Consider the following 19,444-nt stretch of genomic DNA (forward strand, 5'->3'; position numbering starts at 1 on the left):
AACGCCAATCAAAAATATAGCTACACTAAAGCCTAATAGCGTTGCGGCACACTTTACTTATCGCAAACAATTTTCACTTTTTACTTAACACCAAGGCTCCTATGAACACTTATATACAAAACTCACTACGGTTATTAGTTGGCACACTTGCACTTGGCAGCATTACTGCTCAAGCTGAGTCGCAGTTTTCTTTAGGGGGCGGTGTCATTTCTACCAGCTCACCTTATGCAGGTACCGACAGTGAAACGCTATTTTTACCTATCATTACTTACGAAGGCGAAAGGCTTAGTTTTAAAGGTTTTTCGCTTGATTATAAATTAGTGGAGCAGCAAGGTTTTAACTGGTCATTAGTTTTAGAGCCAGGAGATAACTTTGATACCTCAGATTCAGACCTTGCAGCCATAAAAGCCTTAGACGATAGAAAGCTATCACTCTACGCTGGCACGCAGGTTAGTTACACTGCAAGCTTTGGTAAAATAAGCGCCAGTGCTACCCATGATGTAATAGGCCACGGCGATGGCGCTAAATTTAAAACCAATTACAGTTACCCTATTAAGTTATCTAAACAACTAATGCTCGTTCCTTCTGTAGGTGTTGAGCTAAATAGCAGTGATGTATCTAACTATTATTATGGTGTAGCACTGGGCGAATCTACCACCTATGCGCCTTACGAACTTGGTTCTACGGTTAACTACAATGCGGGTTTATTTTTAATGTATTACATTAATAAAAACTGGAACGTAAATGCCATGGTTAACTATAAGCAGCTCGATTCTGATATTGAAGACTCACCCATTATTGATACCGATAACACCACGACTGTTATGATGTCGGTTAACTATCGTTTTTAATCCCCCCTTTTGTTAGGTATTAATTAGGCATTAAAAAAGCCGAGCATACAGGGCTATGCTCGGCTTAGGTCTGGGAAAATATAACCGCTACTGTTTGTTGATAAGTATGCTCACATTCTCTCTATCTGGGCCTATTACCTTGAAGGAGTAAGTACCTTGTTCGGTAATATTTAGTGCTATATTGGCACCTACGGCTTCAAGTAGTGTTAGTTCATCAATTGCCACTACCGGCGTATCGCCTGCTCCACCGTAATCAACGGTACTCCAATCTTCAGACGCTACTTTAAATTCGTAGTCACCTGCTTCTAAATCTATTGATGTAGAGTAAATTGCATCACCCTCGTACATAAGCGGGTTATCAGTACTCCAGTCATTTAAGCTGCCGCGAATAAATACCGTTGTTTGTGCAAACATTTCGCCGTTGAGCACTTTTAGCGATACGTTATTTAAATCACTGGCGTCAAATATAAACTGGTATTCACCTTCTTCTGCAATGTTTATGGTCATATTCGCGCCCGCAACCGACAACTGCTCTGCGGTGCCAACCATTACACTGGCATCACCCTCAGCCGATCCATAATCAACCGTGCTCCAATCTTCTGACGCTACTTTAAATTCATAACTTGCAGCACTCAGTGTTTTAGTAAAGGTGTAAATGCCTTTACCTTTATAACTTAGCTCATCGGTTACTCCCCAGTCATTAAGCGTACCGCGCACATAAATAGCAGTGCCTATAAATGGCTCTTCGTTGTATAAAGTAAGCGTTGGATTTTCAGGGTTTGAAGCATCAAGTGAAAATACATAGGTTGCATCAATAGCAGCGCTGAATGTCATGTTTGCACCTGAGCGCGTTAATGCCTCGCTTTGGTTTTCAACTACATCTTTATCAGCGTCAGTAAGCGCGCCAAAATCAACTGTAGACCAATCTTCAGAGGCAATTTTAAATTCGTAATCGCCAGCGCTTAGTGCAATTGCTATACGGTATTCACCATCGCCAATATATTCAAATGCATCGCGTGTGCCCCAGTCGTTTAAACTACCGCGCACAAACACAGCGGTGCTGCCATAAGGTACTACATCAGGCGCGCCTACGGTTGCATTTGCACTTAAACCAACACCTTGGCTCTCACCTTGGTTTTTAGTAAAAACAGCTAGTGTGTAAGGCGGTACAGTAAATGTGCCTTCGTTATCGCCTTGGGCAAAATTGGCGCTGGCCATGCTTGCATCAACACTGTTTTTTAATACGTCGTGTAATTCAAAACCCGCTGCGGTGGCAATAGTATGGCTAAGGGTTTGCTCGGTTGCGTTAATCACGACAACAAGCGCGTCAAATGCAGGGTCTAAGTCTGTTAGCCCTTCGCCATCATCAATGCTCATTACTATTAAGCCATGTTGCTGCGCTTTACCTACGTTATGAAAACCCACTCGCTCAATAACATCTTGCTCTGTGGTTAATCTAAAGAGTGCGCTGCTACTACGTATTTGTAAAAACTCGTTAAATACATAATGTGCAAAGGTAATATCTTGTGGCTGTGCGGCCGCTTGGGTATTAGCAGAAATAGGCATAATTTCTTGCCATTTCACTTCGTTGTCTTGCGCGGGTGGCAAGCCAATATTCCAGTTATTGGTATCTTGGGTAAAATCAACAAAGTTAAACCAGTCGCCAGAGTCGTAGCTGTTACGATCCATCGATTTTGAACGCAGCAAGTCGGCGCCCATTTGCATAAATGGAATACCTTGGCTCATAAGCGGAAGTGCTAACGCCATATTATGAGCACGAACGCGCTGCTCAATACTCATATTAGTGCTGTGTTTATATTGCAGCTGATCCCATAGTGTTTCGTTATCGTGTTTAGATACGTAATGAATGCTATCGGCAGGGTCTAGTGCATACGCCGTTGGCTGAGTATTCCAAGTAAAGCTATTACCCTTTGCTGAGTTACCTTTAAAGTCTTTTAAAATGTAGTTTTGTAAATTACCCGCAAGCGACAAACGTAAAGTATCTTGCTCTGCTAAATTACCATCCGTTGAGCTATTACTAAATAATGCGCCGCCGCGAACGGCTTCACGAATACGGTCGTTAAAGGTACCTACTTCGCTACCGGCCATATCGGCTTGTTTGGCTTGCACAAATAAGCGGTTATTTGCCACCTCACCAAAGTCCCAACCTTCGCCATAAAAGTAGTTATCTTCATCAACAGCTTGCACTGCATCACGTGCTGCAAGAATTGACGATTTTGGCATGTGCCCCATAACATCAAATCTAAAACTGTCGTAGCCAAATTCACGCGCTAAAATAACCAATGAATCAGTAACAAACTTATCCATCATTACATGCTCTGTAGCTGTATTTTCACAACATGTTGAGCGCTCTATTTCACCACTTACTTCGTTATAACGGTGGTAATAACCCGGTACTAGCTTATCAAATACCGACTTGTCCCAAATACCCGACGATGTTGTATGGTTATAAACCACATCAAGCACTACGCGCAGACCAATAGATTGCAGTGATTGCACCATAGCGCGGGTTTCTTTAACGCGGGCAATGCCCTCTGGGCTTGAGGCGTACGAGCCTTCAGGCGCTATAAAGTAATGCGGATCGTAACCCCAGTTAAAGCTATCTAAGCTGCGCATAGCATTAGCAAGTGCTTGTGCGTCATCTGAGCCTGGTAAATAACCGCTCATTAAATCAATAATGGTGCTGCTTTTATCTTGGGTTTTACACGCATCGGCTTCATCGTTGATTTGCTCACATAAATCACCTAGCGTATCGCTAATATCTACACGCTTACTGATGTCTTCATCTATGGTGCCAATATCAGTAATAGGTAATAAATGAAAATGCGTTAAGCCATTTTGAGCCAAAGTTTGTAAGTGCTGCATAGGAGCACTATTTAGCTCAGTAAACGCAAGGTACTTACCACGGTTAGCCTCTATTACGCTTTTATCGCGTGCGCTAAAGTCACGTACATGGCCCTCGTAAATAATCGCATCTTCTGGGTTTTCTACAGTAGGAATTAGGCGTGTATCCCACCCTTCTGGTTTAGTGTCTTCATCGGCTAAATTAATCAACTGGCTGTATAAACCATTGGTAGATACATTTAGTGAGTAAGGGTCTGTGCTCCAAAGCGACTCTATTTGCTGAGTCAGTGGGTGGTAAACATCAAAATTAAAGCGGTAGTAGTGGCGGTCGTATTGCATATCTACACTTGCTTGCCAAATACCTGTCTGTGTATTTAATGTCATTGGCGTAGAGTGCACTTGTGTTTTTGCATCATCAAACACGTTTAGCATCATATTATTAGCGGTGGGTGCCCACACAGTTACATCAATCGCGTTATTGCCATAATTTACACCCAGCACAGCTTCATTAGCATCGTCTTCGCCTTGCGTATAAAGGGCATCGAGTGCTTTAGCGGTTTGCACATAGCTTGCTTCTAGAAGCTTACCTTCACTATCGTAACCTGCAATAACAAGCTGCGATTTAATAAGTGTTTTAGCCGTGCTTGTATCCCAACTTCCTTCGTATGCGTTCCAGGTGGTTAAATGCGGTACTTTTGACGCTTGCTCATCAGTGATATTGCTTGATTGCAGCGTAACAGTATCGCCGTTTAAACCAGTATCAATATCCACTTCAAGCTCAGCCGTAGCTGATGAATGTAACTTAATCAGGCTTGTAAGCTCGTTACTTGGTTTATACAAAATAGTATTTAAATCAATCCAATGCGCTGAAGCACCTGTTATAGCAACTGCGCGTTCGCCTAAACTTAATATAGGGTATTCAAACACCGAAGGCTCGCCATGAATGGTAAAGTTCATACGCTGAAAGGTTTCATCGTCTTGCATCAGCGGCATGGTTAAATCCACATCACCAAACGCCTTACCTGATCCTTCTGTACCAATATGAATAATAAAATTGGCACATTCGTTATAACCCTCTTTAAGGTTAATTATCCAGTACGCACCGTAGTTTGGATCAATACCATCGTATTCATGGCCGTTAGCCCAATCACTGGTATCAAATGGTGGTGCATAAGCATCACACACATCGTTATTCCACGAATGTAATCGGTAGCCTTCGTAGTTATCATCGGCTAAGCGGTTATAAAATAAAACCGCCTCTCCCTCCCCTGCAAATACAACAGGGTCTGGCAGGGTTGGGTCGGCGCCAACCACGCAACTTTCGTTATTTTCATCAGGTACTGTAGGTGCAGGGCACGATATAGGTTCGGGATCGACACATTGTGACCCGGCTTCATTAGGGACTTGTGGCACATTACAGGTAAGTAATGGTTCACCAGATTCAACATCATCTGTTCCACCACATGCTGCTAATAGCATTAACGCTAACGTTATTAGCAAATATTTAGACATAGTTATAATTTTCATTTTTAAACGCTCCGTTTGCTAATTAATGACTGTATGTAAAACCAAGGTAGAACTGACGACCAAAGTACTGAGTCGTCCCTGTTCGTTGCTCTGAGCCAAAGTAACTTTGGGTTGGTTCATCGGTTAAGTTATTAACTTGCAAAAGCATTGTTAGCGAGTCGCTAAAGCGATAAGAGGTTTGAAAGTCGACTACAGTTTCGGCATCAAAATTAACCACTTGCTCGTTAATGGCAACCTGCTCTGATACAAATTCATCGCGGTAACGCACATTAAGGCGGGTTTCAAAATCCTCTAAAGCATAAAACACCGTGGCATTAAACACGTTATTAGACAGCCCAGGTAAAGATTGCGCTAATGTATCGCCCCCTAAACTGGTAATCGATTCAATTTCACTTTCGGTGTATGAGTAACTTGCATTAGCACCTAAGCCATTAAATGGCGCAGGCAAAAAGCTAAACACTTGCGTATACGCAAGCTCTAGCCCTCTAATGTAGCCACCTTCACCGTTATTAACTGCCGTGGTGTAAATACCGTTTATTGTCGCAACTTGCTCGCCACTAACTGGGTCTTCTATAGAGTCAGGTACGTTAAAGCCATTGCCTTTAAAGTCGAAGTTTTCGATTGATAAGGTTTCAACAAACGAGTCTATATTTTTATAAAATAACGCTGCTGCGATAGTGCCGTTACCTTCTTCAAAATAATATTCGTAAGATAAGTCGTACTGGTCGGCATAAAAAGGTTTTAAAAATGGGTTATTAGTACTTGAACCATTAATAACACCATCATCACTCACATTTGCACTGGCATCGCCCGCTAAGCGGTTAATTGGCGCACGCGACATTACTTTAGCCGCAGCAAAGCGTACAAGTGAATTATCGTTAAATTGCAGGTTTAAATTTAATGATGGTAAGTAGTCGGTGTATTTAGTGCCTAATACATTAGGTGCGTATAAATTATTTACAATGCCGTTCTCATCAACAATATTTTGCGCACCTAAGCGCGCATCGCCTGCTACGTTCTCTAGTACCGTTGCAGATTGGTCGGTTTCAACGCGGCGCACACCCACATTACCCGATAGGTCGAGCCCGGCAATTTGCGTGTTAATGTTTACCATAACGTACGCAGCTAGCACATCTTCAAACACCGAGCCGCTTTGCAGCACTGACCACGAATAGTTAGTTGTATAACCTTGCGCGTCGTCTACGCCATCGGCATTACCCCATGTTTGAACAGGCTCTGGCGTACCATCTGGAAACCATGCGTTAAGTGCTTTGTCTAAGTCAATGGCTAAATACGATGGGAAATAACTAAACTCGCCCTGCCAGTCAACCACAGAGGCCATATCGTCGGTTAAACGCAAAGGGGGTTGCGTTGCTGAAAACGCCCCGTCGTTACCGTACTCAAATACCGATCGTTTACGGCTGTACTCTCTATCTGAGTAGCGCGCACCAAACTCTACTGAGCTAAATATGTCGCTTTCTAGCTCGTATTTAAAGTCGAGCCTAAATGCAGTTACTTCATCTTCTGTTTGATCTGGGTAAATTCCGTATTTACTGACCATTACACGGTCTATATCACTAAAGGCGGCCGCCTGATTAAACCCAACGTCAGGTAAATTTAAGCCGTTTAATTGATAGTTAATTGCTACGTTGTTATCAAATACTGGCGTTTCTGCATTGGCATCTTCTGCTACTAAGCTCCACAGTAAGCCATTTCTAAAATTACTTTTTGCGCGAGAGAGCGACACATCGGCATTTACGTTTAATCTATCGGTTACCTGCCAATCAGCATTCACGCCAAAACTGTCGACTTCGTCAAAGTCTTGGTTGTCGTCGTTCACTATTTCAACGCGGGTATAGCTTTGCGAAGTACGGTTAACCGCTGCGCCTATTACGGCATTACCATCAAGCTGAGCGTTTGCATATGCAGCTGTTGGCCCGCCTAATTTAACCCTCAGGCCGCGAGCAAACGACTCTTTATCAAAGCGCGATAAAAACGCATCACCTTTTAATGTAAAGTTATCTACCGGCGCCCACTCTATAGCTGCTAAGTAACCATTACGGGTTTCTTCGCCGCCTAAATGCTGTAGCTCAAAGCCTTCGCTAATGTATTCGTTCTCAGGGTTAGCTAAAGGGCCATTGGTATCGTTAGCTGCGCCATCAACGTCTTTTGTGTCGTTGTACGCAAGGCCAATAAACTGCGTTGCTACACTTGGCTGAAACAAACGCGCATAGCCCAGCGCTACGCCTAATGTGTCGTCTAGGTATTTGCCTTGATACGAAAAACTAATTCGATCGCCAAATTCAGTGGCATCCGATACCTCTGAGGCGCGGTCGTTATACATACCGCGCACATTAGCTACAAATTTATGCGTTTGATCATTATTAAGTGGACTGGCGGTTTCAAGCTCTACCGTACCGGCCACGCCACCTTCAATAAGCGATGCCTTTGGCGATTTGTATACCGCCGCAGAGCTAATTAATTCTGTCGGATATTGGTCAAACTCAATACTGCGGCTGCCACTTGTAGATACTTGCTCGCGGCCATTAAGTGTTGAAAATACAAACCCGCCCGACAGCCCGCGTATATTAATTTGCGCCGCTTGTCCGCCCGTTCGTACCGCTGAAATACCAGGTAATCGTGTTAGTGCATCGGCCATTGAAATATCAGGCAGTGCCCCTAAATCATCGGCAGAAATTTGTTCTGACACCGTATCGCTAAAACGCTTTTGATTTAAAGATTGAATTAAACTGCGACTAAAGCCTCGCACTTCAATAATTTCTAAATCTTCAGCTTGTGTGCTGGGTGATTGATTTGTTGAGTCTTCGTTTGCAGCCAATGCACTATTAGCGGCAAATAAAGCCAGCATAAGTGCACTTAGTTTAAACTTGTCCATGTGTGTGAACCTTTGAGTTATTGTTGTCAGGTGTTGCTGTGTTGGTTAAAACACAACCAACAAATTGTAACTAAAAGGTAAAATTAATGTGATGAATACGTATGCAGGGCATGAGGGTTAGGCTGCAGGGGCATGTAGGCTCGCGCCCCTGCATCGGGAACGCGATTTAAAGGTTTAGCACCACTTTTATCGCAAGGGCAATAAATACGACTCCTAGTATTTTATCAAGCCACGGACTTTGCTTGGTAAAGCCAAAGCGATTTTTTGAAACCTCTGTCAGCAACGCCACCAGCAAATACCAGCCGGTATCAATTACAAACACGGTTAAACACATAATTATACCCACACTTAAAGTAAGTAGCTGAGGGTCAATAAACTGCGAGAACAAGGCTAAAAAGAAAATAGCGAGCTTGGGGTTCAAAAAGGCAATAGCAAAGCCATCTTGTAAAGCTTGGCCAGCACTTACTTCACTTTTTTGTACTTCAAGTTCGTTATTGCTCGGTTTTGCTAGCAATATTTTTATACCTAAATACGCCAAATAGGCTGCGCCTAAATACACCAGTATTTGATAAACAGTCGGAAACTGCATCATTAAAGCGCCTAGCCCTAATAACGATGCACCTGCGTATAACCCAACACCAGTACCATGGCTGAGCGCGGCAAGCATTCCGTTTTTCATACTGCCGTTAAGTGAGTGCTTTAAAACTACCGCTAAACTTGGCCCTGGCGACATTGCGCCCATCATGCAAATAGCCGCTAGGCTTAACCATACTGTAAATGTCATTTAAAGCTCGTCAGTTTCAATAAGTAATGTATAACCGTGCACTTGCCCATAAAAACCTGCCAAGGGCACTGCGTTTATTACTTTCCAGCCATCTTGGTTTAATTCCTGTATGCGGTCATTCAGTGCGACTATATCTACCCCACCCAAAAAACGGGTCTTTCTAAATTCGATTACTTTTTGCATTTTAATCCTTGAGTATCTTATAACGTGTATTCAAAATCGTAGTGGTGAATCCCTTGCTCAATACGTATTTTCATACTGCCCGTTAACCCTTCTAGCTCATGAGTACCTGAGTCGGGAATTACATTTAAAATTAGGCTGTCTTGGCCTTTATCCATAGTACCAAAATGCTGTAATACAAAGCTGCCTTTTCTACCTTCAAGCTCGCCTATTACTTGCTCTATGGCAACATAACCGGCACTGCCTTGTGTAGGAGTCATGGCGCTTAGCATTTCGCCTTGGCTGGTGGCATTTAAGCTACCTTTAAATGTTTTATCTATCGACATACGCCCTAAATTGACGCCGTTTTGGCCGCTTGCGTAGCCTTCAATTGGGGCTAGATTTACATTAAATTCTCCACTTACGGTTGCAGTAGTCATAACGTTTCCTTATTGATGCTAATGTTTAAAAGTATTGATTTTTATTATCTTAGTGCCATATCTATACCTTAACCTTTAAAAAGAATCCACTATGTCAAAAACAAGCCCTAAGCCCGAAAAAGCCGCTTTTAGTAGTTTATTACCTATTTTTGCGTTTATTAAACCGTATAAATGGATGGTAGTGGCGGCGCTTGCCGCCCTTTTAGTCACCGCTGGTGTTAACTTATCACTAGGTCAAGGGGTTAAGTTTGTCATAGATCATGGCTTTATAGCTGGCTCTAAAGATCAGCTACAACAAGCTGTATTGGTGCTTATTGGTTTAATTAGTTTATTGGCCGTAGGCACGTTTAGCCGCTTTTATTTAATGTCGTGGATTGGCGAGCGAGTCAGTAACGATATTCGCAAAGCCGTGTTTAATCGCATTGTTACTTTGCACCCAAGCTACTTTGAAGAAAACCGCAGTGGCGAGCTTATGTCGCGTTTAACAACCGACACAACATTACTGCAATCAATTATTGGTTCATCATTTTCTATGGCGCTTCGCAGTGTACTTATGCTGGTTGGTGGACTTGCTATGCTGTTGTTTACTAATTTAAAACTTACTTTAGTGGTTGTAGCCTGTGTGCCGTTGGTACTTGTTCCTATGATGATATTTGGTAAAAAGGTGCGCAAACTTGCAAGCTCCAGCCAAGATGCCATAGCCGATATAAGCACCTATGCCGGCGAGATCATTCAAAATATTAAAGTTGTGCAAAGCTATAGCCACGAAGAGCAAGAGCAGCACGCTTTTGCACTTGAAACCGAAAAAGCCTTTAATGTGGCTAAAAGCCGCATTAAGCAACGTTCGTTTTTAATTGCAGCGGTAATATTTTTAACTTTTAGCGCTATTAGCGCAATGCTGTGGGTCGGCGGCAGCGACGTATTAGCAGGTACCATGACTGGCGGTGAGCTAGGAGCCTTTGTGTTTTACGCTATTATGGTAGCAATGTCGGTGGCAACCGTTGCTGAAGTATATGGCGAACTACAACGCGCAGCGGGCGCAGCTGCAAGATTACTTGAGTTACTTGCTGTTAAAAGTGAGATAGAAAACCCACTAAATCCACAAGATAGTTACTTACTAAAAAATAGTAACAGCCCTGCTATTACGCTTGAGAATATAAGCTTTAACTACCCTTCTCGCCCAGACGTAAGCGCACTTAATAAAATAAGTTTAAATATACTTCAAGGCCAAACTGTGGCTATTGTTGGCCCTTCTGGCGCAGGTAAAACAACCTTATTTGAATTACTACAGCGCTTTTACGATCCGGCTAGCGGAGCCATTAAATTTAAAGATATAAACATTAAAGAATTATCGCTTAATACCCTCAGAGGTAAAATGGGTATGGTCGCGCAAAACCCTATCTTGTTTAGCTCCGATGTAATGCATAACATTCGCTACGGCAACCCAAAAGCAAGTGACGAGCAAGTATATGCCGCTGCCAAACATGCTCATGCAGATGAATTTATTAAACAATTACCGCAAGGTTATAACAGTTTTTTAGGTGAGCAAGGTGTGCGGTTATCGGGTGGGCAAAAGCAACGTATTGTGCTTGCGCGTGCCATACTAAAAGACCCTGAAATACTCCTTCTTGATGAAGCCACCAGCGCACTCGATGCTCAAAGTGAGCACCATGTACAAGCAGCGCTTGAGCATTTAATGCAAAACCGCACCACGCTTATTATTGCCCATAGACTAGCAACGGTTAAACATGCCGATGTGATTGTGGTAATGGAAAATGGAGAGATTATAGCAACGGGTACCCACCAAGAATTAGTAGCAAGTAACCCGTTGTATCAAAAACTGTGTGAATTACAGTTTAATAAAGACTAATTATTCTTCAGTGTTTGGTACTATTTGAATTTCTACACGGCGGTTTTGAGCACGGCCATTTGCACTATCGTTAGTCGCAATTGGACGTGTTTCGCCATAACCCATAGTACTTACACGCTCAGCCATGATTTGCTGGTTCACTAAGTAGTTTTTAACGCTTTGAGCACGTTCACGCGATAGGTTCATGTTGTAGCTGTCTTTACCTGTGCTATCTGTGTGGCCTTCAATACTTAGGTACGTTTTTTCGTATTTGTTCATCACTTTAGCAATAGCATCTAAGGTATCGTTAAAGCCAGACGAAATATAAGATTGGTCGGTCGCAAACGTAATATTAGATGGCATAACTAAACGCAAGTTATCTCCTTCACGTACAACTTCAACACCAGAGCCTGCAAGTTCATCACGAAATGCTTCTTCTTGCTTATCCATGTAGTTACCCACTGCAGCGCCAGCTAGTGCGCCGATAGCAGCGCCTATAAAAATACGCTTATCTTTATGGTTACTTGTTGCTTTACCTAATACGCCACCCGCTGCTGCGCCAATAGCCGCACCTTTGCCGGTGTTATTCATTTCACAACCAGAAAGTAATACAGCTACTACGGTTACGCTTAAAAGTGATTTAGTTAAAGTCATGGTGATACCCTATTCATTAAGAATTTAGCAAGAGTATGCAAATACATGTATGAACAAACTATGAAGAGAGTGTTAAAAGCAGCGCATCTTGCATGATTGTTAAACAGACCTCAAACTAATGTGCCGTTTTAATAAAAATGTCATACTACGCTGTGACAATTTAATGAATTTTACAAAGGATATTGGCGCAATGTTAATTGCTATTTTTAGACAATTTTTTTTACTAGGGTGCATGAGTTTTGGTGGCCCCGCTGCGCATTTAGGCTATTTTAAGCGCCACTTTGTAGATTCGTTAAATTGGCTAACTAACACCCGTTACGCACAACTTATTAGTTTAAGCCAAGCATTACCAGGGCCAGGCTCTAGCCAAGTTAGTTTTGCTATTGGTGTTGAGCGTGCAGGAGTACTGGGTGGTATAGCTGCTTTTGTAGGCTTTACCTTGCCTTCGTTTTTAATAATGGTGCTGCTTGCGGTTAGTGCCCATCAGTTTGACGCTGTTTACTTTGCAATTATTGCAGGCTTAAAGTTATTTGCCGTTGTTATAGTCGCTGATGCAACACTTAGTATGGCTAAAAGCTTTTGTACAAGTGCAGCGCTTAAGTTACTTGCGATAATGAGTACACTTGCCTTGGTGTTATTTCCAATGATGGGAACTCAAATAGCGATTTTAATCACTGCTGCAACAGTAGGTGCTATATGGCCTTTATTAAAACTTGGCACAGTAGCAGACGATGTTAGCAGTAAAAACAGTAATATTAATTGGATTGCACTGGGGTTATTTGCGCTCTTACTTGGGGTTAGCTTTATTCCACTAGGACATGAGTTTGCTTTGTTTACCCCTTTTTACCAAGCGGGTGCAATGGTGTTTGGCGGCGGACACGTAGTACTGCCGGTACTTCAAGCTGGCGTACCAGCATTGAGTGATGATCAGTTTTTAAGTGCTTACGCGAGTGCACAGGCAGTGCCAGGGCCAATGTTTACTATTGCTACTTACTTAGGCGCACAACTTACTACTGAGCAGCCTTTAGTGGGTGCCCTTATAGCTACACTGCTTATATTTATGCCTGGTTTTTTACTTATACTGGCGCTTCAGAAGAGTTGGATTAATTTGGCAAGTAAGCCACGTTTTGCAAGTTCAATAGCGGCGCTTAATGCAGCGGTAGTCGGTTTTTTAGCGGCCGCATTGTATTCACCAATTTGGACATCGGCTGTGCATAACCTTTGGCAGGTTGCGTTAGTAATAATTACATTTGCATGGCTGCGATTTAAAAAGCCACCTATTTGGTGGCTCTTAGCTTTATTTATTGCTGTGGGTCTTTTGCAGCACTATTTGCCATCACTCTAAATGTTGGCTTATCTGTTTGTTGCTCGTTAGGAGGGCTTAATTGCCCACTAACACTTTGATATGCCCTAAGCCCAAACACTGGCAATACTGCAAGTAAATGGTCCATTATTTCGGCTTGTAGATGCTCGTACGAAATCCAGCGTTTGTCTTCACTAAAGCAATAAAACTCAATCGGTAACCCGTGGTTCATTGGTTGTAGCTCTCGTACCATTAACGTAAGCGACGTATTAATTTTACTGTGCTGCTTTAAATAGCCCTCAGCATAACGACGAAACAGCCCTAAATTAGAAACTTGAGCGGGTAATGTCGTCACTCGGATATAGTCATGAAGCGGAATAGCCGCATCTATTTGCTTTCTAAATTCATCACTTACTAAACAAATACTGTGCATATCTATATTAAGTGAACGTTTAATACGTCTACCGCCCGACTCTTGCATACCGCGCCAGTTTTTAAACGAACCCGCAACTAGCATATAAGTTGGAATAGTTGTTATGGTGTTATCCCAGTTACGTACCTTTACAGTATTTAAACCCAAATCAATTACTTCACCATCGGCGCCGTAGTTTTCTACTTGAATCCAATCACCATAAGTTACTAGGCGATTTGCTGCTATTTGAATACTCGCTACAAAGCCTAAAATAGTGTCTTTAAATACTAATAACGTAACAGCTGCAATAGCACCAAAGCCAGAGAGAATATAAGTGGGTGACTTCTCAAGGAAAATACTTACAATTAAAATAGCACACACAATAAAGGTGATTAGCTTAACAACCTGAATTAAGCCCTGAATAGGGACTTCGCGTGCAAACTCCAATTGGTTATAAATAGAACCCGCAATACTTACAATACTGCTAAAAATAAAACCTACATGAATAATTAGTATGGCTTGGCCAACCGTTTTCAAAATTTCAGCGGTCAGCTCATTAACCGGATAAACACTGTCAAAGGTCGCCAAAAATAATACGCAGCAAAGCATACCTGCAATACGTCTATTAAGCTTATTAAGCATAGGCGACAACGAACCAATACGTTGAGGCGAAAGCTTAGTTACCACTTTTTGAATGCCTGGTAACATTAACCTACGAGTAAATAAGTAAACAATTAATAAAGAAAAAATCCCTATTGAAACTGCGGTAATAGAACTAAGAAAATCCGCATCGGGTACTTTTTCAAACCAAGGAGCGATTAACTCCTGTAGGTGGGTGTTGGTCATAGTGTTTCAATTTCCTTACTGATTTGTGGTTCAGGTAAATCTTGTTGAGCATAAATATCGGCAAGCTGCTGATCTTTCGCAACCCATAGCTCATTCACATAATGTTGAAAATTAGCTTTAAATACGTCATCGGTTTGATAGCTGCCCTGCATATTGTCATTAATGGGCGTTACGTCTATTGAAACATAAATAGAATCTAGCTCGCCTTTGAGTAAGTTCCGACAAACGTGATCTGTTTTACCGCTATACACTAAACTTGTATTTAGCATGGCATCAAATTGGTTGGCTAGCACTTCAAGCGCAAAAGCAATGCCACCCGCTTTGGGTTTTAATAAGTGCTTAAAAGGACTTTGCTGCAGATTATGCTTAGCTGGCGTAAAGCGTGTGCCTTCAACAAAATTAACGATGGTAGTAGGATATTGACGAAAATTGCGACAGCTGTGCTTTGTGCGCTCTACATCCAACCCTTTCAACTTTGGGTTTTTAGCAAGCTGTGCTTTGCTTACCCGTTTCATAAACGGCATACCCATAGCCCACGCACCAGTGCCAATAAAAGGCACGTATTTTAATTCATCTTTTAAAAAAAACTTAGGGGCTGGCAATGCATGTAATGAGCTAAGCACGGTTATATCTAACCAACTCGTGTGATTACATATAAGTAAATACCAACTTTTTGAATTTAAATCGCCACTTATATCAACCACAATATTAGGACAACCTAGCCACAAGCCAAACCGATTGCCATTACACCACCCTCGATAAGCGCTATGCAATAAAGAGTTAACAACAGACAAAGGCAGTAATAACTTAATAAGCCCTAGTACAAATACTAGCGAGCCAAAAAGCATTACATTAGAAAACAATACGCAGCCCACAATTAAGCCGTTAAGCCAATTTGGTAACCACTTTTTTAGCATAACTGTAAGCTCATATTTTTGCCTTTTATTTGGGGTGTTTTTCGAGCGATTGTAATGTTTGCTCTTTATTTTCCCATAAACGATTTAGCTCGCTTTGAAAGCGTACTCTAAATTCAGAATCGCCGGTGTAGTCACCAATAAGCTCTTCGCTTACAGGCCTTACATCCACGTGTACGTTGATATTTTTTACCTTACCACCTGCAAAATCCATGAATGTAGGAATGCCATCTGGGTAATGAATTGTAACGTTAACCACTTTAGTAATTTGCTCGCCCATTGCTTGCATTACAAAAGCAATACCGCCCGCTTTTGGTTTTAATAAATGTGGAAACGGACTATTTTGGCGCGCGTGCTTTTGTGTAGTAAAACGAGTGCCTTCTACAAAGTTAACCACACTTACTGGCATCTCTTTAAATTTTTCGCAGGCTTTACGCGTGGTTTCTAAGTCTTTGCCACGCAGCTTTGGATTCTTTTTTAATTGGCTTTTACTCGTGCGAGTCATAAACGGAAAATCAAGCGCCCACCAACACAAACCTAGAATAGGCACGTAAATAAGCTCTTTTTTCAAAAAGAAGTTTAAAAATGGAATTCTACGGTTAAACACGCGCTGCAATACTAAAATATCGACCCAGCTTTGGTGATTTGCAATTACTAGGTACCAATCCTTTAACTTAAGGTCTTCAAGGCCAGTTACATTAAGTTTAGTTGGCGTAAATAACTTTTGATTTAAGCTATTAAAGGTCACCCAAATAGTTGCAAATTGCTTTGCAGCCCAGCTCATAATCTTTTGTAGAGGCTTAATAGGTATAAGCTTTATAAGCCCACAAATAAAAATAGGCACAAACCAAAAAAGTGTGTTTATTGTGTAAAAAATAATACTAAATACACCGCGAATAACTGACATTACTTCCATTCCTTTAAACATTACGCAGCCACTAATACTGCGCTTTCAGTTGCTTACAAATTAATCTTCAAAATAGGTATAGCCTTCAAGGCCTGCATTAAGCTCAGCTAAATAACCTTCTTTACACTGCGCTGATACATCAAGTTTATTAACTTGGTACGCAAAGTTGTCAGCTAAAATGGCGCTATCATAGTCAACAAACTTTAATACATCCTTAACGCTATCACCTTTTATGGCATTGGTTAACACATAACCTTCATCGTTAAGCTCTACATGCACAGAATCAGTGTCACCAAATAGGTTATGTAAATCGCCTAAAATTTCTTGATATGCACCCACCATAAACATCGCAATATGGTATTGCTCGCCGTGTTTATATTCTGGTATTGGTAGGCTGGTTTCGATACCAGCGCCTTCAACGTATTCGCGGATTTGCCCGTCAGAGTCACAGGTAATATCTTGAATAATCGCGCGCTGAGTCAATGGTTGAGTTAAGTTTTCGATTGGCATAACCGGAAACAATTGCTGAATACCCCATACATCAGGCAATGACTGAAATAATGAAAAGTTAACAAAGAGTTTATCGGCAAGCTTTTCGTTTAAATCGTCGAGGACTTCACGGTGCGCGCGCGCGTTATTACTAAGCGATGCACGTACACGATGTAAAATAGTAAAGTAAAGCTGCTCTATTTTCGCCCACTCTAGCATGCTTACTAAGCCATGCACGTACTGATCGTGCGCTTCGCTAAATAAGTGCATAGCGTCGTGATAAATCTCAAGTGCCATACGCGGGTTTAAACGCTGTAAACACTGCCACATTTCATCAAGCACTAACGCGCTATTTTCAAGCGGTGGCTCTGGATTTAAATGATTGGGCGCTTTTTCTACGTCAATTACATCGGTAATTAATACCGCATGGTGAGCGGTTAAAGCGCGCCCCGATTCGGTGATAATGGCCGGATGCGTAAGGTTATGCTGATCGCACACCTCTGCAAATGCATTCACTACATTACGCGCGTACTCTTCTACGGTGTAATTCATTGAACACGCGCTGCGCGAGCCAGAGCCCTCGTAATCAACGCCTAATCCGCCACCCACATCAACGGTATTTAACGGTACATTTAATTGCGTAAGTTCAGCAAAGTGGCGTGCACATTCACGCAAAGCACGGTGAATATCACGAATGTTGGCAATTTGAGAACCAATATGAAAATGCACCATTTGCATTAAGTGCAGCTTATTATGCTTTTTCAGCACTTCAACAGCACTTAGTACTTGGCCTGCCGTTAAACCAAACTTGCCTTTTTCGCCGCCCGTGTTTTGCCACTTGCCTTTGCCTACTGAATTTAGGCGAATACGAATACCAATAGCAGGTTCAATGCCTAGGTTGTCTATTTCTTCAAGTAGTGTGGTTAGTTCTGAAAGTTTCTCTACCACAATTTTTACGCTGTGACCCATGGCTTGACCAATACATGCTAAGCGTAAAAACTCACTGTCTTTATAGCCGTTACACACTATTGTGATTGGCTCTTTTGCTACGCCCAAAATAGCCATAAGTTCTGGCTTTGAGCCTGCTTCTAGGCCAACAAGCCCGCTTGGATGCGCTAATAGCTTACTTACTACAGAACGTTGCTGATTTACTTTTATTGGGTAAACACAGGTGTATTTTCCGTTATATTCACGATTTGCTCGCGCTTGCGTAAACGCGTTAGTAAGTGTGTCTACACGATTTTTTAAAATATCAGTAAAGCGTACTAAAACCGGCAACGTTAAACCTTGTTGCTTAAACTGCTCAGTTAATTGCGTTAAAGAAATGGCCGGTTTTGTTTGGTCGCCATCTGGGTAAGCCACCAGTTCGCCTTGTGCGTTAATATCAAAATAACCATCACTCCAATGAGCAACGTTATAAGTGGCGCGTGCTGTTTCTAAACCCCAGGTCATGGCAACTCTTCTTTAGTCAATTAGGTATAAAGGCGCATTTTAATACGTCACTATCCACTAGGCTAACAAAAATTGAACTTTCACTCACTCCTAACTAACTTTATTCGTCAAATCAGTTAAAATGTCATTGAGCAAAACGCCAAGCACTGGCAGAATTGCCCCTTTTTCATACTCAACCTAAAAAAGTGTAATAGTAACTATGGCAAATTTAGATCAAAGTAAGTGGTTTACTGAAATTAGCGACCGCGATGGCAGCGCATTTTCATTACGTATTAATAAAAAGTTAGATGAAAAACAGTCTCCTTTTCAAAAGGTAGAAATGTTTGAAACCACAGACTTTGGTAATTTAATGATCATCGACGGGTGTACTATGGTAACAACCCGCGAAAACTTCTTTTATCATGAGATGATCAGCCACCCTGCACTTTTAGCGCACCCAAACCCTAAAAACGTCGTTATTATTGGCGGCGGCGACTGCGGTACTTTACGCGAAGTATTAAAACACCCAGGCGTAGAAACTGTAACGCAAATAGATATAGACGAAGTAGTAACGCAAATGTCGTTAAAATACTTCCCAGAGCTTTGTGAATCTAACAACGACGCCCGTGCAACGGTTATGTTTGACGACGGTATTAAATACATGCGCGAAGCCGCTAGCGAATCTATCGACGTGGTTATTGTTGATGGCACCGATCCGGTGGGTCCAGGTGAAGGTTTATTTAATCATGCGTTTTACACAAGCTGTTTAGATGCACTGCGCCCAGGTGGTGTTTTAGTACAACAAAGCGAATCACCTCTTATGCATATGCCATTATTAGTTGAAATGCGCGAAGCAATGCTAAGCGTAGGCTTTAACGATTTACAAACACTGCCATTCCCGCAACCAATTTACCCAAGCGGTTTATGGTCGGTAACACTTGCACGTAAATCACAAGCATTTGACGGTTTTAGAGAAGACGGCGCAGCACAAATAGCTGAGCAAAGTGAATACTACAACAGCGGTATTCATCATGGTGCACTCGCTACACCTAACTACATGAAACGCGCTTTTGATAAAAAATAATACTAATTCACTTTAGGCTTTGTTGACTTCTCA

14 protein-coding genes are annotated in these 19,444 nt (G+C 42.0%); 4 read left to right on the top strand and 10 right to left on the bottom strand.

Going from position 1 to position 19,444, the window contains the following annotated elements; translation table 11 throughout:
- Positions 1-101: 101 nt before the first annotated feature.
- Positions 102-851 (top strand): MipA/OmpV family protein, encoded by a 750-nt coding sequence (locus H5090_RS12510; RefSeq protein ID WP_182695853.1) that lies wholly within the window; start codon positions 102-104, stop codon positions 849-851.
- Positions 852-938: 87 nt separating this feature from the next.
- Here H5090_RS12510 and pulA read toward each other — a convergent pair whose 3' ends face one another.
- The 5 genes from pulA to H5090_RS12535 all read right to left on the bottom strand — a co-directional run bounded on the left by pulA (position 939) and on the right by H5090_RS12535 (position 9,522).
- Positions 939-5,243 (bottom strand): pullulanase-type alpha-1,6-glucosidase, encoded by a 4,305-nt coding sequence (gene pulA / locus H5090_RS12515; RefSeq protein WP_182695854.1) that lies wholly within the window; start codon positions 5,241-5,243, stop codon positions 939-941.
- Between the two features lie 22 nt (positions 5,244-5,265).
- On the bottom strand, positions 5,266-8,139 hold the full coding sequence (locus H5090_RS12520) for a TonB-dependent receptor (protein ID WP_182695855.1): 2,874 nt from the start codon (positions 8,137-8,139) through the stop codon (positions 5,266-5,268).
- 166 nt (positions 8,140-8,305) lie between these two features.
- The gene (locus H5090_RS12525; protein WP_182695856.1) at positions 8,306-8,923 is read right to left on the bottom strand and encodes a LysE family translocator; all 618 of its coding nucleotides are present in this window, start codon (positions 8,921-8,923) and stop codon (positions 8,306-8,308) included.
- Positions 8,924-9,106, bottom strand: a complete 183-nt coding sequence (locus H5090_RS12530; RefSeq protein ID WP_024604488.1) for a hypothetical protein — start codon at positions 9,104-9,106, stop codon at positions 8,924-8,926. It abuts the gene before it with no gap.
- 17 nt (positions 9,107-9,123) lie between these two features.
- Positions 9,124-9,522 carry a DUF3224 domain-containing protein gene (locus tag H5090_RS12535; RefSeq protein ID WP_182695857.1) on the bottom strand — a complete coding sequence of 133 codons (399 nt, stop codon included), beginning with the start codon at positions 9,520-9,522 and terminating at the stop codon, positions 9,124-9,126.
- Positions 9,523-9,613: 91 nt separating this feature from the next.
- On the opposite strand from H5090_RS12535, the gene H5090_RS12540 reads away from it, so the two are divergent.
- Positions 9,614-11,392 (top strand): ABC transporter transmembrane domain-containing protein, encoded by a 1,779-nt coding sequence (locus tag H5090_RS12540; protein ID WP_182695858.1) that lies wholly within the window; start codon positions 9,614-9,616, stop codon positions 11,390-11,392.
- Here H5090_RS12540 and H5090_RS12545 read toward each other — a convergent pair whose 3' ends face one another.
- The gene (locus H5090_RS12545; protein WP_002959537.1) at positions 11,393-12,025 is read right to left on the bottom strand and encodes an OmpA family protein; all 633 of its coding nucleotides are present in this window, start codon (positions 12,023-12,025) and stop codon (positions 11,393-11,395) included.
- Positions 12,026-12,215: 190 nt separating this feature from the next.
- On the opposite strand from H5090_RS12545, the gene chrA reads away from it, so the two are divergent.
- On the top strand, positions 12,216-13,370 hold the full coding sequence (chrA, locus tag H5090_RS12550) for a chromate efflux transporter (protein ID WP_182695888.1): 1,155 nt from the start codon (positions 12,216-12,218) through the stop codon (positions 13,368-13,370).
- Here the strand turns inward: chrA and H5090_RS12555 are convergent.
- Genes H5090_RS12555 through speA form a run of 4 tightly spaced genes read right to left on the bottom strand, consistent with a single transcriptional unit; the run spans position 13,327 to position 18,348 of the window.
- A complete protein-coding gene (locus H5090_RS12555; protein ID WP_002959539.1) occupies positions 13,327-14,586 on the bottom strand; it encodes a mechanosensitive ion channel family protein in 1,260 nt (419 codons plus the stop codon). The genes chrA and H5090_RS12555 overlap by 44 nt on opposite strands.
- Positions 14,583-15,503, bottom strand: coding sequence for an acetyltransferase (locus tag H5090_RS12560; RefSeq protein ID WP_182695859.1), 921 nt, complete (start codon positions 15,501-15,503; stop codon positions 14,583-14,585). The genes H5090_RS12555 and H5090_RS12560 overlap by 4 nt, the downstream gene beginning before the upstream one ends.
- A 25-nt stretch (positions 15,504-15,528) precedes the next feature.
- Positions 15,529-16,407 (bottom strand): acyltransferase, encoded by an 879-nt coding sequence (locus H5090_RS12565; protein WP_182695889.1) that lies wholly within the window; start codon positions 16,405-16,407, stop codon positions 15,529-15,531.
- Between the two features lie 60 nt (positions 16,408-16,467).
- Positions 16,468-18,348 carry a biosynthetic arginine decarboxylase gene (speA, locus tag H5090_RS12570; RefSeq protein WP_002959544.1) on the bottom strand — a complete coding sequence of 627 codons (1,881 nt, stop codon included), beginning with the start codon at positions 18,346-18,348 and terminating at the stop codon, positions 16,468-16,470.
- A 199-nt stretch (positions 18,349-18,547) separates the two neighbouring features.
- Between speA and speE the strand changes: the two genes are divergently transcribed.
- A complete protein-coding gene (gene speE / locus H5090_RS12575) occupies positions 18,548-19,411 on the top strand; it encodes a polyamine aminopropyltransferase (protein WP_182695860.1) in 864 nt (287 codons plus the stop codon).
- The last annotated feature ends 33 nt before the right edge of the window (positions 19,412-19,444 follow it).

This window comes from Pseudoalteromonas sp. SR43-5 (assembly GCF_014163835.1).
GTDB classification, from domain to species: domain Bacteria; phylum Pseudomonadota; class Gammaproteobacteria; order Enterobacterales; family Alteromonadaceae; genus Pseudoalteromonas; species Pseudoalteromonas distincta.